13 protein-coding genes and 1 pseudogene are annotated in these 13672 nt (G+C 71.2%); 9 read left to right on the top strand and 5 right to left on the bottom strand.

What is annotated here, in order from left to right; genetic code table 11:
* The first annotated feature begins 131 nt into the window (after positions 1-131).
* Complete coding sequence (locus Sru02f_RS18915; RefSeq protein WP_109031186.1) at positions 132-998, top strand: helix-turn-helix transcriptional regulator; 867 nt, start codon at positions 132-134, stop codon at positions 996-998.
* 81 nt (positions 999-1079) lie between these two features.
* On the opposite strand, the gene Sru02f_RS18920 is transcribed toward Sru02f_RS18915, so the two are convergent.
* Entirely contained in the window at positions 1080-2018 is a 939-nt protein-coding gene (locus Sru02f_RS18920) for an SDR family oxidoreductase (RefSeq protein ID WP_109031187.1), read from the bottom strand.
* A gap of 327 nt (positions 2019-2345) precedes the next feature.
* Here Sru02f_RS18920 and Sru02f_RS18925 point away from each other — a divergent pair, with 327 nt between their 5' ends.
* From Sru02f_RS18925 to Sru02f_RS18955, 7 genes are all read left to right on the top strand, one after another.
* A complete protein-coding gene (locus Sru02f_RS18925; protein WP_109031188.1) occupies positions 2346-3185 on the top strand; it encodes a helix-turn-helix transcriptional regulator in 840 nt (279 codons plus the stop codon).
* 194 nt (positions 3186-3379) lie between these two features.
* A complete protein-coding gene (locus Sru02f_RS18930) occupies positions 3380-4117 on the top strand; it encodes a FadR/GntR family transcriptional regulator (RefSeq protein WP_109031189.1) in 738 nt (245 codons plus the stop codon).
* A 200-nt stretch (positions 4118-4317) separates the two neighbouring features.
* Positions 4318-5103, top strand: coding sequence for an SDR family NAD(P)-dependent oxidoreductase (locus tag Sru02f_RS18935; RefSeq protein ID WP_373103483.1), 786 nt, complete (start codon positions 4318-4320; stop codon positions 5101-5103).
* Positions 5104-5181: 78 nt separating this feature from the next.
* Positions 5182-6327 (top strand): galactonate dehydratase, encoded by a 1146-nt coding sequence (gene dgoD / locus Sru02f_RS18940; RefSeq protein ID WP_109031190.1) that lies wholly within the window; start codon positions 5182-5184, stop codon positions 6325-6327.
* Positions 6328-6373: 46 nt separating this feature from the next.
* The gene (locus Sru02f_RS18945; protein WP_109031191.1) at positions 6374-7042 is read left to right on the top strand and encodes a bifunctional 4-hydroxy-2-oxoglutarate aldolase/2-dehydro-3-deoxy-phosphogluconate aldolase; all 669 of its coding nucleotides are present in this window, start codon (positions 6374-6376) and stop codon (positions 7040-7042) included.
* On the top strand, positions 7039-8028 hold the full coding sequence (locus Sru02f_RS18950; RefSeq protein ID WP_109031192.1) for a sugar kinase: 990 nt from the start codon (positions 7039-7041) through the stop codon (positions 8026-8028). The genes Sru02f_RS18945 and Sru02f_RS18950 overlap by 4 nt, the downstream gene beginning before the upstream one ends.
* A 30-nt stretch (positions 8029-8058) precedes the next feature.
* A complete protein-coding gene (locus Sru02f_RS18955) occupies positions 8059-8931 on the top strand; it encodes an SMP-30/gluconolactonase/LRE family protein (protein WP_109031193.1) in 873 nt (290 codons plus the stop codon).
* Between the two features lie 76 nt (positions 8932-9007).
* On the opposite strand, the gene Sru02f_RS18960 is transcribed toward Sru02f_RS18955, so the two are convergent.
* From Sru02f_RS18960 to Sru02f_RS18970, 3 genes are read right to left on the bottom strand one after another with little or no spacing between them, the layout of a single operon-like run.
* Positions 9008-10279: a hypothetical protein gene (locus tag Sru02f_RS18960; protein ID WP_109031194.1), complete on the bottom strand. Its 1272-nt coding sequence runs from the start codon at positions 10277-10279 to the stop codon at positions 9008-9010.
* Positions 10280-10305: 26 nt separating this feature from the next.
* A complete protein-coding gene (locus tag Sru02f_RS18965; RefSeq protein ID WP_109031195.1) occupies positions 10306-11373 on the bottom strand; it encodes a zinc-dependent alcohol dehydrogenase family protein in 1068 nt (355 codons plus the stop codon).
* Positions 11374-11424: 51 nt separating this feature from the next.
* Positions 11425-12771 carry an MFS transporter gene (locus tag Sru02f_RS18970; protein ID WP_109031196.1) on the bottom strand — a complete coding sequence of 449 codons (1347 nt, stop codon included), beginning with the start codon at positions 12769-12771 and terminating at the stop codon, positions 11425-11427.
* A gap of 342 nt (positions 12772-13113) precedes the next feature.
* Between Sru02f_RS18970 and Sru02f_RS18975 the strand changes: the two genes are divergently transcribed.
* The gene (locus tag Sru02f_RS18975) at positions 13114-13269 is read left to right on the top strand and encodes a hypothetical protein (RefSeq protein ID WP_010059700.1); all 156 of its coding nucleotides are present in this window, start codon (positions 13114-13116) and stop codon (positions 13267-13269) included.
* A gap of 155 nt (positions 13270-13424) precedes the next feature.
* Here the strand turns inward: Sru02f_RS18975 and Sru02f_RS18980 are convergent.
* Positions 13425-13640 (bottom strand): annotated as a pseudogene (locus tag Sru02f_RS18980) (hypothetical protein); the annotation flags it as partial.
* Positions 13641-13672 lie beyond the last annotated feature (32 nt).

A 13672-nucleotide genomic window follows, 5' to 3' on the forward strand; every position in this document is an offset into this window, starting at 1 on the left:
GAGGTCTTCTGTCCCCGTCGAACAGTGGTGCCGTAATCCTTGCTGTCGTCCGCCGGACTTGGCAGTTCCCCCGTCTTCCCTGGTCCTGTCAGGGCCCCCACTGAGTCCACGCACCGCATTACGGTGTCGGTATGAAGGACGAATCCGGCAACCGGCTCGGCAGCTACCTCCGTGCCCGGCGTGAGCTGATCACCCCGGCCCAGGCGGGGATCCCGCCCGGCGGCAACCGCCGCGTGCCCGGCCTGCGCCGGGAGGAAGTCGCCCTGCTCGCCGGAATCAGTCCCGACTACTACCTGCGTCTGGAACGGGGGCGAGACAAGAACCCCTCACCGCAGGTTCTCGAATCACTCGCACGCGTTCTGCAGCTCGACGACATCGAACGGACGTACCTGCTCGGCCTCGCCGCGGCCCACCCCAGGGCGCCGCGCCGCAAGCGGCCCGAGCACGTACCGGCGCGCGTGCACGAACTGCTCGCCCACCTTCCGATCCCCGCGTTCGTCGAAGGGCGCGCGTTCGACGTCCTGGCCTCCAACCCGATGGCCGTCGCACTCTCCCCCCGCCTGCGGCCCGGGCAGAACCGGCTTCGCGATCTCCTCCTCGACCCGGAGGAACAGGAGTTCCACCAGGACTGGCCGAAGGCCACCGCCGATTTCGTCGCCGCCCTTCGCACGACCATCGGGGACGACACCGACAACCCCCGGTTCGTCGAACTCGTCGGAGAACTCGCACTGTCCAGTCAGCGGTTCCGTACCCTGTGGGCCCGCCACGACGTCCGCAGCCTCGACGGAGGCAGCACCACCGTCCACCACCCCGTCGTCGGTGACCTACGCCTCCACCGCGACAAACTCCCCGTGGACGACGTCATCCTCGTCGTGTACTACCCCGACAAGGACAGCGACAGCGACGAGAAACTACGGCTTCTCGCCGGACTCTCCCACCCCGAGTCCGCCGGCAGGCAACGCTCCGCAAGCAGCACCGGAGGGCGTTCCCCACAGTAAGAGTGATCAGTTCGGTGCCGGCGGGGGATCAGTGACGATCACACGGTTGTCCGCCGTTGGAAGCGCCGCGGGTTCCGGTTGTTACCGCAGGCGGGTGCCCGTGAGTTCCTCGGAGGTTCGCCAGACGCGCCGGGCGTCCTCGCCGCTGCGCAGGCGGGAGTAGAGCTCCTGTTCTCCGGGTGGCCCACCCAGGTGGCCGGGGCCGCTGGGCCCGTAGAATCCGCCGGGCTTGGCATCGGGGGAAGTAGCGGCCATGAGAGCGGGAAGCTGCGCGGTCTCCACGGTCCCCACGACGGCGCCGCGGGCGGACATGGCCCGGATCATGCGAACCAGCACCGTGTCCTTGTCCCGGCCGACCTCGGGGCGTGCCGCGAGCAGGCTCGTAGGAGCCACCCCGGGGTGGGAGAGATTACTGGTGATGGCCCAACCGCCTTCCTGGCTACGCCTGTTGAGTTCCAGAGCGAAGAGCCCGAGGGCGATCTTCGACTGGCTGTAGGCCTTCCTGCCGTTGTAGGAGCGTTCCCAGTTCAGGTCGTCCCAGTTGATGGCGTGCTGGTTGGCCGCGATGCTGACCTGCGAGGTGACGCGTGCCTGTCCGGCCCGCAGGAGGGGGAGCAGGTGGGCTACGAGGGCGAAGTGCCCAAGGTGGTTGGTGCCGAACTGCAGCTCGAATCCGTCGACGGTGGTCTGCCTCTCGGGCGGGGTCATGACGCCGGCGTTGTTGATGAGCAGGTGGATGGGCCGGCCCTCCTCCAGCAGCGTCTTGCCGAGCGCCGCGACGGAGGCGAGTGAGGACAGGTCGAGGCTGCGCAGCGACACGTCCGCGTCGGGGGCGTGCTGACGGATCTTGGCCAGCGCCGCCTCGCCCTTGCGTGGATTGCGGACGGGCAGGATGACCCGCGCGCCGGCTGCGGCCAGGCGGACCGCCATACCGAGTCCCATTCCGTCGCTCGCTCCGGTGACGACGGCCCGCGTGTCACGCAGGTCGGGAATCGTGATGTCAATGTGTCGACGTGGCATGTGAGACGGCTTCCTGAGGAGTCGGTTGGACGCAGTGGATTCACGGTGACTCCACGGGCGCCGACGAGGGCGAGAGCGGGCAGTGCGGGACGAGTCCGGAAATCAGGTCGGGGGACGCGCCGGGGCGCAACGGCATACCGGCTGCTCCTGCGCACGCTGGTGGGCCGGACAAGCCCATGGCGATCATGGAGCACGTCTCTCATCCTGGGCCGGCACCGCACGTCTCACAATGCGTGAAGGGGGGATCAGGAATCCGTGGATATCAAGAAGCGCCTCAGGTAGATCTGTGCAGAGAACGGGCCATGTACGTCACGGAAGGCGTGGACAGTGATCGATCGATCCGGTCTGGCACAGTTCCTACGGCAGCGCCGGGAGGCGCTGCAGCCCGAGGACGTCGGTCTCCCGCGAGGACGGCGCCGCAGGACCAGCGGGCTTCGCCGGGAAGAGGTGGCCGCGCTGTGCCACATGTCGACCGACTACTACGCACGTCTGGAGCGAGAGCGCGGGCCCCAGCCGTCCCAGCAGATGATCGTCTCCATCGCGCAGGGCCTGCATCTCTCCCTCGACGAGCGCGACCACCTGTTCCGGCTGGCCGGGCACACCCCGCCCCCGCGGGGCACGGACGGCGAGCACATCGGTCCCGGCCTGCTGCGCATCCTCGACCGCCTCGACGACACTCCCGCGGAGATCGTCACCGAGCTCGGCGAAACGCTACGGCAGACCCGGCTCGGCATCGCACTCACTGGCGACCAGACCCGCTACAGCGGCCCGGCCCGCAGTATCGGCTACCGCTGGTTCACCGACCCCGCCACAAGACAGCTCTACCACCCTGACGACCACGCGTTCCTCACCCGGATGTTCGCCTCCGGCCTGCGGGAGGTGGCCACGCTGCGAGGCCCCGGTTCCCGCGCGGCCCGCTACGCCGACTTGCTGCTTGCCCAAAGCGAGGAATTCCGCCGGGTGTGGAAGGACCACATGGTCGGAATCCGGCCCAAGGAGGTGAAACGCTTCGTCCATCCCGAGGTCGGCGCACTGGAGCTGACCTGCCAGACGCTGCTCGATCCGAGCCAGGCGCACATGCTTCTCGTCTACACCGCCACGCCCGGCGGCGAGAGTTACGAGAAGCTCCAGCTGCTCTCCGTGATCGGCGCACAGACGCTGCCATGAGCCTGTGAGAAGACCAGCCCCGTCGATCGATTCCGCGTTGTCGTAGTCGGTATGTGACCGTGCTGCTCAGAGACCTGTCAGACCTGACAAGATGTATTAATAATTAATGCCTGGCGATATCATAGGTCCGCGTTCGCGCCCGCGGCGCCCACCCCGCGCGCCTCGCGTGCGCCTGATGTCAAGGAGATGGCGGCATGGCGGCCTACAGCACCCGCGGCGTGCACGGACAGGTGGTCCAGTCGCTCGGAGCGCGCATAGTGGGTGGCGCCGTACCGGAGGGCACCACGCTTGACGTGCGGGCGCTGGGGGAGGAGCTCGACGTCAGTCTGACCGTCATGCGGGAGTCGCTGAAGGTCCTCGCCGGCAAGGGCCTCGTCGACGCACGGCAGAAGCGGGGCACGTTCGTCAGGGCGCGCAAGGACTGGAACCTGCTCGACGCGGACGTCATCCGTTGGCGTGTCGAAGGAGGGGCCGGTGAGGATCTGATGCGAGACCTCGCCGATGTCCGGTCCATCATCGAGCCTGCCGCTGCCCATCGTGCCGCCCTGCACCGGACCCAGGCCGACCTCGATGCCTTGGAAGCGGCGCTCGGCCTCATGGGGCGGGCCCGAACGGATTCGTCCGACGCGGCCGAGGCCGACGCGGCCTTCCACCGCGCGCTTCTGGTGGCCACCGGCAACGAGATGCTGGCCCGCATGGACATGCTGCTGGAACCGGGCCTGCGGGAGCGGGACCGTCTCGTCCATGCCCATGCGTCCGTCGACGACCCCGTGCCCAGTCACCGTGCCGTTCTCGATGCCGTGCGCGACGGTGACGCCGCCCGAGCCGAACTCGCCATGCTCGACCTGCTGGCGAAGGCGGTCGAAGACTTGGACCAGGTCGCCGGGCGATCGGTCGATGCCGCCGGCCGCAGGTCCTCCCGGACCGGCTGATCGGGCGTCCGTCCGACGCGCCGCCGCCGGTCACGGGGGCGGCGCGTTCCTCGTTTGTGATCGGTGCCTCGTCGAGACATCTTGGCGTCACTCAATAATTCATATTTAATATCCATGAGGGGGTGGTCATGGCCGCCGACCGCAACCATCTCGTTCCGTTCCGTTCCGTCCCGTCCGCGCCACAGCCTTCGGAGCCGCTCATGCCGTCCATGTATCCGCCGCCTTCCGGGGCCGTGCCCCGTTTCGACGGACGCGTCGCCGTGGTCACGGGCGCGGCAGGGGGGATCGGCGCGGCTGTAGCGCGACGGCTCGCCGACGAGGGGGCCCGCGTCCTGGTCGCCGACATCGACACGACGGAAGGGGAGCGCACGGCCCGCGCCATCCGGGACGCCGGGGGAGAGGCGATGTTCCACCCGACCGACGTGAGCGACGAAGAGTCCTGGACCGCGGCGCTGGACGCCGTTCGCGGAGCCTACGGTCCCGTCTCCGCTCTCGTCTCCAACGCCTACGCCGTGCGCGTCGCCCCCGCCCACGACACCACACTCGACCAGTGGAACCAGCAGCTCGGTGTCACGCTGACCGGCGCCTTCCTCGGCTTTCGCGCCTGCCTGGACGACTTGCGCGCCACCCGTGGCAGCGCCGTCCTGGTCTCCTCGGTCCACGCCCTCGTCGGACTGCCCGGCCGCCCCGCCTATGCCTCGGCCAAGGCCGGACTCACCGGACTGGCCCGCCAGTTGGCCGTCGAGTACGGGCCCGACGTCCGGGTCAACGCGCTGCTGCCCGGTCCCGTCCTCACGCGCGCCTGGGACGGTATCGGCGAGGAGGACCGGCGGCGCAGCGCCGAGCAGACCGTCGCCGCGCGGCTCGGGCGTCCCGAAGAGGTCGCCGGGGCCACGGCTTTTCTGCTGAGCGAGGACGCGTCTTTCGTCACCGGCGCATCGCTGGTCGTCGATGGCGGCTGGAGCGCCTACAAGACCTCTTCCTGAACCGTGCCAGTCCCGCGGAGGACGCCCGTGTCCGGTCTCCCGACCGGCCGACGGTGCCGGACCGCACCAAGGAGAAGCATGAAGATCACCCGCATCGAGACGTTCGCCGTGCCGCCGCGCTGGCTGCTGTGCCGTGTCGAGACGGACGACGGCGTCGTCGGCTGGGGCGAGCCCATGGTCGAGGGCCGTGCGGCCACTGTTCGCACCGCCGTGGAGGAGCTGTCCGAACTGCTCGTCGGCCAGGACCCGCTGCGTATCGAGGACCACTGGCAGACCATGTCCAAAGGGTCGTTCTACCGTGGCGGTCCGGTTCTCTCCAGCGCCGTCGCCGGACTCGACCAGGCACTGTGGGACATCGCCGGCAAGGTGTACGGCGCCCCCGTGTACCAGTTGCTCGGCGGCCCCGTGCGTGACCGGGTCCGGGCCTACACCTGGGTCGGCGGCGACGAGCCCGCACGGATTGCCGAAGCCGTCCGGGAGCAGGTGGAGGCGGGTTTCACCGCCGTCAAGATGAACGCCTGCGGCCGGATGAACCGGCTGGCGACCGTCCGGGACATCGACGAGGTCGTCTCCCGTGCGGACGCAGCCCGGGAAGCCCTCGGCGACGACCGGGACTTCGCCGTCGACTTCCACGGCCGCTTCACCGTCGCCAACGCCGCCAAAGTGCTGCCGCACCTCGCCCCGTACAACCCGCTGTTCGTCGAGGAACCCGTACTCCCCGAGTACACCCACCGGTTGCGGGACCTGACCGCGTCGTCCCCCGTACCGCTGGCCCTCGGCGAGCGCCTCTACTCGCGCACCGACGTCCTGCCCGCCCTCACCGCCGGAGTGGCCGTCCTCCAGCCCGACCTCTCGCACGCCGGCGGCATCTCCGAGGTCCGCCGGATCGCCGCGCTCGCCGAGACATTCGACGTACTCATGGCACCGCACTGCCCGCTGGGGCCCGTCTCGCTCGCCGCCAGCCTCCAAGTCGCCTTCGGCACCCCGAACTTCCTGATCCAGGAGCAGAGCATAGGCATCCACTACAACGTGGGCGCCGGTCCGCTGGACTACCTGGTCGACACCTCGCCGCTGCGGTTCCACGACGGCCACCTGCTGCGCACCGACGTCCCCGGCCTCGGTATCGAGGTGGACGAGAAGGCGGTCCGCGCCGCCGACAACACCGTCTCGGACTGGCACAACCCGGTGTGGCGGCACACCGACGGCTCCTTCGCCGAATGGTGACCCGGCCCGGTGCCCCCGCCCGACCCCGACTTTTCTGGACGTGACCATGAACGCCCCGCAGCCCCGCGCCACCGACAGCTTCTCCGCCGTGCTGCGGCGCACCCGGCTGGCCGCCATCGTGCGCGGCCCGGATGCCGACGCCGCGCTGCGCGCCGTCCTGGCCCTGCTCGACGAGGGCGTGTCCCTCGTCGAGGTCTCGCTCAACACCGCCGACGCCCTCGGTGTCATCCGCCGGGCCGTCGCCGAGGCCGGTCCCACGGCCTTCGTCGGCGCGGGCACCGTGCTGACCGAGGACGACGTCGCCCGCGCCCGGGAGGCCGGCGCGAGCTGGATCGTGACTCCCGCGCTCACCGAGTCCGTGGCGGCCTCGGCCCGAGTCGGCCTGCCGGTCCTGGCCGGCGCCCTGACCCCGACCGAGGCCGTCGCCGCCCGGCGCGCCGGAGCCGACGCCGTCAAACTCTTCCCCGCCTCGATCGGCGGCCCCGCCTACCTCAAGGCCCTCCGCGACCCCTTCCCGGACCTGCCCCTCGTACCGGTCGGCGGGGTCGACCCGACCAGCGCCGAGCAGTACCTCGCGCACGGCGCCGTCGCGGTCGGCGTCGGCTCCCCGCTGGTGGGCGACGCCGCGCACGGCGGCGACCTGGACGCCCTGCGCGAACGCGCCCGCCGCTTCGTCGAACTCTGCGCCGCCGACACCGCGCGGGGACAGGCATGAGCACCGGTCCCGACACAGGGCGCGTCGCCGCAGACGTCCTCACGTTCGGCGAGACCATGCTCGCCGCACAGCTGCCCGGACCGCTCGCCATCGGCGCCGAGGCCCGCACCACCATCGCCGGTGCCGAGTCCAACGTGGCCATCGGCCTGGCAAGGCTGGGCCACCGGGCCGCCTGGGCGGGCCTGGTCGGCGACGACGAACCGGGCCGGCTGATCCTGCGCACACTGCGCGGCGAAGGCGTCGAGACCTCGCACGCCGGCGTCCGTCCCGAGGCACCCACCGGTGGCATGCTCCGTGAGCGACGTGTCGCCGACCTGGTCCGCGTCCACTACTGGCGCCGCCACTCCGCCGCCTCCCTGCTCGCCCCGGCCGATCTCGCGCCAGCCCTGGACGCCGGCGCCCGGATCCTGCACCTGACGGGCATCACCTGCGCGCTCGGCCCCGGTCCGCTGGAGGCGGTGCAGGAGGCCGCCGCCCACGCGCACGCCGACGGCTGGACCGTCGTCCTGGACGTCAACCACCGGCAGCGTCTGTGGGCGGCCGAGGATGCGGGCAAGGCCTTGCTGCCGCTGCTGGAGCACGTCACCGTCCTGATCGCCTCCGACGACGAACTCCCCGTCGTCACCGGCGCTTTCGCCGAGCAGCCGCAGGGTGAGGAGGCCGCCGTGGACGCGCTGCTGGCGGCCGGGGTGCGGGAAGTGGTCGTCAAACGCGGGGGAGCGGGAGCCGCATTCCGCGACCGGGACGGATCCCGGTACACAGTCCCCGCCCTCAGGGTGCCCGTTCGGGACACGGTGGGAGCGGGCGACGCGTTCTGTGCCGGCTACCTCTCGGGTCTGCTCGACGGCCTGCCCCCGGACGGACGCCTCGACCGCGCCAACACCCTCGGTGCGTTCGCCGTCGCCTCGGACGGCGACTGGGAGGGCCTGCCCCGCCGTGACGAACTGGGTCTGCTCGCCGCCGCCCCGGGCACCACGATCCGCTGACCCGTCCACCACCACCGGGAGCGCCTCACCATGACCGATCTGTCGCCCTTGGGCGCACCGGACCGCCTGGAGCTCGGCGAGGGCATCCGCTGGGCCGACGGCCGGCTCGTCTGCGTCGACATCCTCACCGGCCGCCTGCTCACCCCGGACGGTGACGGCACGGCCCCGCTGCGGACCCTTGCCCGCCTGGACGTACCGCTCGGCGCGGTGGCCCCGGTCGCCGGCCGGCCCGGGACCTGGATCGCGGCCGCCGGCACCGGCATCTGCCTGCTCACCACCGGCACCGATCCCGAGTGGCTCGCCGACCCCGAGCGGTCCGCGCCGACCGCGATGCGCATGAACGACGGCTGCGCCGACCCGCACGGCCGCTTCTGGGCCGGGAGCATGGCCTACGACGGGACACCGGACGCCGGCTCCCTGTACCGGACCGGCCCCGACGGCTCGGTCACCCGGGTCCTTGACGGCATCACCATCCCCAACGGTCCGGCCTTCGACCGGAACGGCACCACCATGTACCTCGCCGACAGCGCGCGTGGGCTCGTACGGCGCTACTCAGTGGACCCGCGCGACGGAGACCTCGGCGAGGGCGAGGAGTTCGCCCAGGTCACCGAGGGCAGCCCCGACGGCATGACCGTGGACGCCGAGGGTGCTCTGTGGACGGCGGTCTGGGGCGCGGGCGAGGTCCGCCGATACCTGCCCGACGGCACCCTGGCGACCGTACTGCGCCTGCCGGTGACCCAGGCCGCAGGCGTCTGCCTCGGCGGCGACGACGGGCACACCCTCCACGTCACGACGGCCCGGGTGGGACTCGCCGCCCCCGGACCACTCGACGGGGCGGTGTTCCGTGCCCGGGTGGACGTGCCCGGCCTGCCGACGGCCGCCTACCGCTCCACGGCGACCTGACCGCCGTACGCCCGACATGCCTGTGCCCGGTGCCTCGGCGGACCCGAGGTACCGGGCACGGGTGTATGGGCAAGGCTCAGCCGGGCAGCACCGCCACCGTTCCCAGGACGTCCCTTCCGCAGCACACCTCCACGCGCACAGCGCCCGGGTCCGCGCGCAACCGGGTGTCCAGCACCAGGGGTGCACCCGCCCCGCACTCACCGACGGGCAGCCGCCGGAGCACCCGGCCGGCCATGTCCCGCAGCAGTACGGCGGCCGTGCCGCCGCCGGACAGCACGCACACGCCGGTCACCTTCCCCCCGGCGTAGGTGAGCGGCTCGCTCCACCAGGCGTGCGCGCCGACCGAGGTCACCGCGCCGAGCCGGGGACCGAGGGACACCGTGCCGTCCAACGTGGTGGTGTCGCCGGGCGCCAGTTCCCGGTACGGGCCGAGCGCCTCGCACTCCACGACTCGGTGACGTGGCCGCAGGCCCCCCAGGTGTTCCAGCGGCGCGTCCAGTGGGTGTTCCATCCACACCTCGGCCCGCGAGCCGTCGTCCGGGTACGGAGCGTCGGGGTCGACCGGAAAGCGGTAGGTCCAGGTGCCGGCCGGGCCGACGTGGGCGATCCACCCCACCGCGTCGGGGAAGCCGACCTTGCCGACCACGTCCTGCGCCGGGACGTGCAGGACGTCGCCGTGCTGCTCGACGCGCGGCCGGCCGGTGCCCGCGACCAGGTCGGTGACCGGCGCGCCCGCCCCGGACGTCCCCAGCCAGACCCCGTCACCCGGCCGCTCGGCGGGATGCCCAGGCAACTGGGTGACGTTCCACAGCGCCCACCGGACGGTCCGCGGCGAGACGTTGTCGGCGCTGAGCCTCAGCGCGAAGTCGCACCGCCCGGACGCGAGAGTGATCCGGCGGGTCAGGCGCAGCCCGGTCCGTGGATCGTCGCCGCTGGTGAGGGTGATGTCGGCGCGCGAGCCGTCGTGGGCGACGTCCACCTCGCAGGCGTACGCCCCCGAGTCCAGGACGGGGTCCGGGGGACCCGCCCACTCCTCGGGACCCGACCAGCCCTGAGGGGCGGGCCAGGTCTTGTCGCCGCCCCAGTTGTGCCACGCCGACATCGGGCCGTCGTGGGGGCCGACGGCACGCGGATCCCGGGCGTTGAGCGCCTCGTCCAGGAGTTCCGGGTTGCGGTGCAGGAACTCGCGGCCGTCCCGGACCGCCGACAGGAGGCGGCCGCCCAACACGGGGCTGAGCACCAGGCTGATCAGGCCGTTGCCCACCTCCACGATCTCGTGTCCGGCGCGCGCCCGCCGGAAGGCGCTGACCCTGCCCTGGTCGGCTCGGTGTGCGGGTGTACTGCTCACTGAGGTGCTCCTTGAAAGGCGTGCGGTCAGTTCTCGAAGACGAGGCAGACCTTGCCGGCGGCGCGGCCGGCCGCCGCCTCGTAGGCGCGCTGGGCCTCGGCGAGCGGGAAGCGGTCGCTGACCAGCCGCTCGGGGTGCAGCTCCTGCCGGGCGAGCAGTTCGGCCAGCCGGGTCATGCCCTGTACGGAGGTGACCCAGGAACCGGAGATGAGCACCTGCTTGTGGAGGACGTCGTCCGAGACGTCGAGACTCATCTGCCCACCCTCGCCCACGAGTGCGAGCCGGCCGCGTACTCGCAGTGCCTTGAGGGCGAGGGAGCGGGCCGCGGGGTGACCGGAGCAGTCCACGGCCGCTTCGACACCGGTGCCACCGGTCAGCTCCAGCACCCGCTCCAGCGGCTCGGCGGAGGAGTCGAGCACCTCGTCGAACAGCCCGAGCGAGCGGGCCCACTCCATCCGTTCGGGGACGACCTCGGCGCCGTACACGGTGCGCACACCGAAGGCGCGGGCGACCATGGCAGCCGCCGCGCCGACCGGGCCGAGCCCAGTGACCAGCAGTCGGTCCGCGCCGCTCAGGGCGATTCGGGAGAGTGCCTCGTAGACCGTGCCGATGCCGCAGGCGATGAAGGCACCGTCGACGTAGGTGAGCGGCTCGGGCAGCGGGACGCAGGTGTTCTCCTCGGCGAGGAGGTACGGGGCATGGCCCCCGTCGCGCTGCCAGCCGTAGGCGGCGCGGGACTCAGAAGTGCACCCGATGAAGTAGCCGCGCGCGCACTCGTCGCACTGGCCGCAGCCGGAGATGTGGTAGACGGCGACCCGGTCGCCGGGCTTGAGTCGCTTGCAGCCGGGGCCCACGGCGACGACCTCACCCGCCGGCTCGTGGCCGGCCACGACGTCGTCGTAGCGGGCGCCGCCTTCGCCGATGTGGCCGTTGTAGATGTAGTGGATGTCGCTGCCGCAGATTCCCGAGGCGCGTGTGCGCAGGACGACCTGGCCGTGGCCGGCCCGGGGCCGGGACGTCTCGCGCAGGTCGACGGTGCCGTCACCGGGCAGGAAGGCGCCGGTCATCGTGGCGGTGTGGGAGTCCGTGCTCATGTCGGTCCTCATTGCTTCGAGTGGTGGAGGTGGGGAAGGGATCGCGCCCGGTCAGGACGACTGGAGGTCCTTCGGTGCGAGGGAGACCGCCGGCACGGGGCCACCGGCGCGGCGCGACCCCGGGTCCTCGGGCACGTCCAGGTAGCGCCAGGTGAGCAGGGCGCCCGCCAGGTACATGCAGATGTAGACGATGACGACGCCGGTGTGGCCCACGAGTGGGTCGACGACGGAATACGTCAGGGGCCCGACGAAGGTGGAGAGCCCGGCGGCGAGGCTGTAGATGCCCATGGCGTTTCCCTTGTCCTCCTCGGGCACCAGGGACGGCAGCAGCGCGGAGAGCGGGATGTAACCGGCGAGCATGATGCCGTAGACGACCGTGGCCAGCAGGGCGACGGCGTAGTTGCCGGGCGCGAGCTGGGGCACCCAGTAGACGAGCGCCACACCGAGCGCGCAGCCGACGCCGCCGGCCCAGGCGATGGTGGAGCGCCAGCCCAGCCGGTCGCTGATCCGGCCGAAGAACGGGTCGGCGAGAATGCCGATGACACCCATGAAGGTGACCAGGGCCAGGTACTTGGATTCGCTGATGCCGATCTCGTCGGTGAAGAACGACGGCAGGAAGACGAAGAACCCGAAGTACGGCGTCGTGTTGATCATCCGGACCACCGCTGCGATCCCGATGCGCGGATGGCGCTTGAGCACACTGACGCCGCGCAGCAGCTCCGACCGGAAGGAGAAGCCCGGGGCCGTGGTGTCGACCATCGGCCGCGTACCGCGTGCCTCCTTGACGGCGAAGGAGCCGATCGCCGCGCCCACCGCGACCAGCCCCAGGGACAGCCAGAAGGTGGAATAGGCGCCGACCAGCGGGATGCTGACGGCGGCGATGGCGGAGCCGATGGTGGGCAGGCCCGCGCTGTAGGCGAACCAGAACCAGCCCGCGGCGGAACCGCGCAGTTCCCTGCGGGCGGTGAGCTGGATCCACAGCAGGAACGCGTAGGCGAACAGCGGATAGGCGATGCCGCGCAGGCCGTAGAAGACGTAGACGAGAACCTGGTTCTCGCTGGGGAGGGCCAGCGTGAGGAAGAGAACCTCGAAGACGATCCAGAGCACCGCGCCGATCCGCATGACACGGCGCGGTCCCCACACGTTGGACAGGGCGCCGGAGAGCCAGGAGCCGAGGGCGACGAAGGCGCCGTAGACGCTGATGACGAGCCCCGCGCCGGAGGAGGTGAAGCCGCTGTCGCGGAGGTACGGCTCCAGGTAGTTGGACTCCACGCCGTCACCGATCATGAAGATCAGGACCGCGACGTACCCCCACATCAGGGGGCGGGGGATGCCTATGCGCTCCACCCAGGGCAGCGCGCTGCGCGACACCGTCGGCGCGCCGGGGGCTGTGCTCATCGAAGTTCCTTCCTGGGGCCCGGGGCAGGCCGGGGACGTAGCCGGAAGCGGCAAGCGCAGCCATTAAATATGAATTAATACGGGGTTTCAATAGTGGCGCCGGTCACAGGGGGAGGGTCTGGCCCCAGTAGCCGGTGGTCGTCCGAGGATGCCTGGGGGGTCGCTTCGCCAGTGAAGTTCCCGGGAGGTGCGTGAACACCGTGTGGCCGGGCACAAGGGCTGTCGAACCGAGGTCCCGACGTTCGGGGCCGGTAGGGATCGATCAACTGACAGGCGAACTCGGGCCGTTGTGGGGCCTGTACGCACACGCGCCCGAGTCGCGATTGAGGGATGGGGTTTGAAATGATCATTCTTGGACTGATTCTGCTGATCATCGGCCTGCTCGTCGGCATGGGTCTGCTGACGACGATTGGTGGCATCCTCATCCTGGTGGGCGCCATCCTGTGGATCCTGGGTGCCACCGGACGCGCGGTCGGTGGACGCAAGCACTTCTTCTGAGGCCGCCGGGGTGCTTCACCGGCGCTCCGCGGCGAGTGATTCGCCCGCTCGTCGAACCCAGTCCGCTCCGTATCGAACCGGCGGCGCGCAGCGTGCGGCATGTGGCCCGCACGCAGCGCGCCGCCTGCGGTACGGGCCCCGGCGCGATCGGCGGCTCACCGCCGCCATGACAGACGCATCTGGCTGATCGGCCCAGCGCTGATCAGCCGGACGTGCTCACAGGCCGCCGACGCCTCCAGGAGCTTCTCGCGGGACTCCTGTGAGGCGTGGTAGAAGGTCCGCTCGATGATCCGGCACAGGGCGCGTGCCATCGCCGAGGCTTGTTCGGGTGCGGTGCCGGACTGAATGCCGGCCCGCTCCAGGACAGCGGTCCCGCAGAGTGGGCGAGAGGCGGAGGGTCCGG

It is taken from the genome of Streptomyces rubrogriseus (assembly GCF_027947575.1).
Taxonomy (GTDB): domain Bacteria; phylum Actinomycetota; class Actinomycetes; order Streptomycetales; family Streptomycetaceae; genus Streptomyces; species Streptomyces rubrogriseus.

Coding starts and splice junctions, on each gene's coding strand:
- Sru02f_RS18915 (WP_109031186.1), top strand. CDS start 132: ATGAAGGACGAATCCGGCAACCGGCTCGGCAGCTACCTCCGTGCCCGG.
- Sru02f_RS18920 (WP_109031187.1), bottom strand. CDS start 2,018: ATGCCACGTCGACACATTGACATCACGATTCCCGACCTGCGTGACACG.
- Sru02f_RS18930 (WP_109031189.1), top strand. CDS start 3,380: ATGGCGGCCTACAGCACCCGCGGCGTGCACGGACAGGTGGTCCAGTCG.
- Sru02f_RS18935 (WP_373103483.1), top strand. CDS start 4,318: ATGCCGTCCATGTATCCGCCGCCTTCCGGGGCCGTGCCCCGTTTCGAC.
- dgoD (WP_109031190.1), top strand. CDS start 5,182: ATGAAGATCACCCGCATCGAGACGTTCGCCGTGCCGCCGCGCTGGCTG.
- Sru02f_RS18945 (WP_109031191.1), top strand. CDS start 6,374: ATGAACGCCCCGCAGCCCCGCGCCACCGACAGCTTCTCCGCCGTGCTG.
- Sru02f_RS18950 (WP_109031192.1), top strand. CDS start 7,039: ATGAGCACCGGTCCCGACACAGGGCGCGTCGCCGCAGACGTCCTCACG.
- Sru02f_RS18955 (WP_109031193.1), top strand. CDS start 8,059: ATGACCGATCTGTCGCCCTTGGGCGCACCGGACCGCCTGGAGCTCGGC.
- Sru02f_RS18965 (WP_109031195.1), bottom strand. CDS start 11,373: ATGAGCACGGACTCCCACACCGCCACGATGACCGGCGCCTTCCTGCCC.
- Sru02f_RS18970 (WP_109031196.1), bottom strand. CDS start 12,771: ATGAGCACAGCCCCCGGCGCGCCGACGGTGTCGCGCAGCGCGCTGCCC.
- Sru02f_RS18975 (WP_010059700.1), top strand. CDS start 13,114: ATGATCATTCTTGGACTGATTCTGCTGATCATCGGCCTGCTCGTCGGC.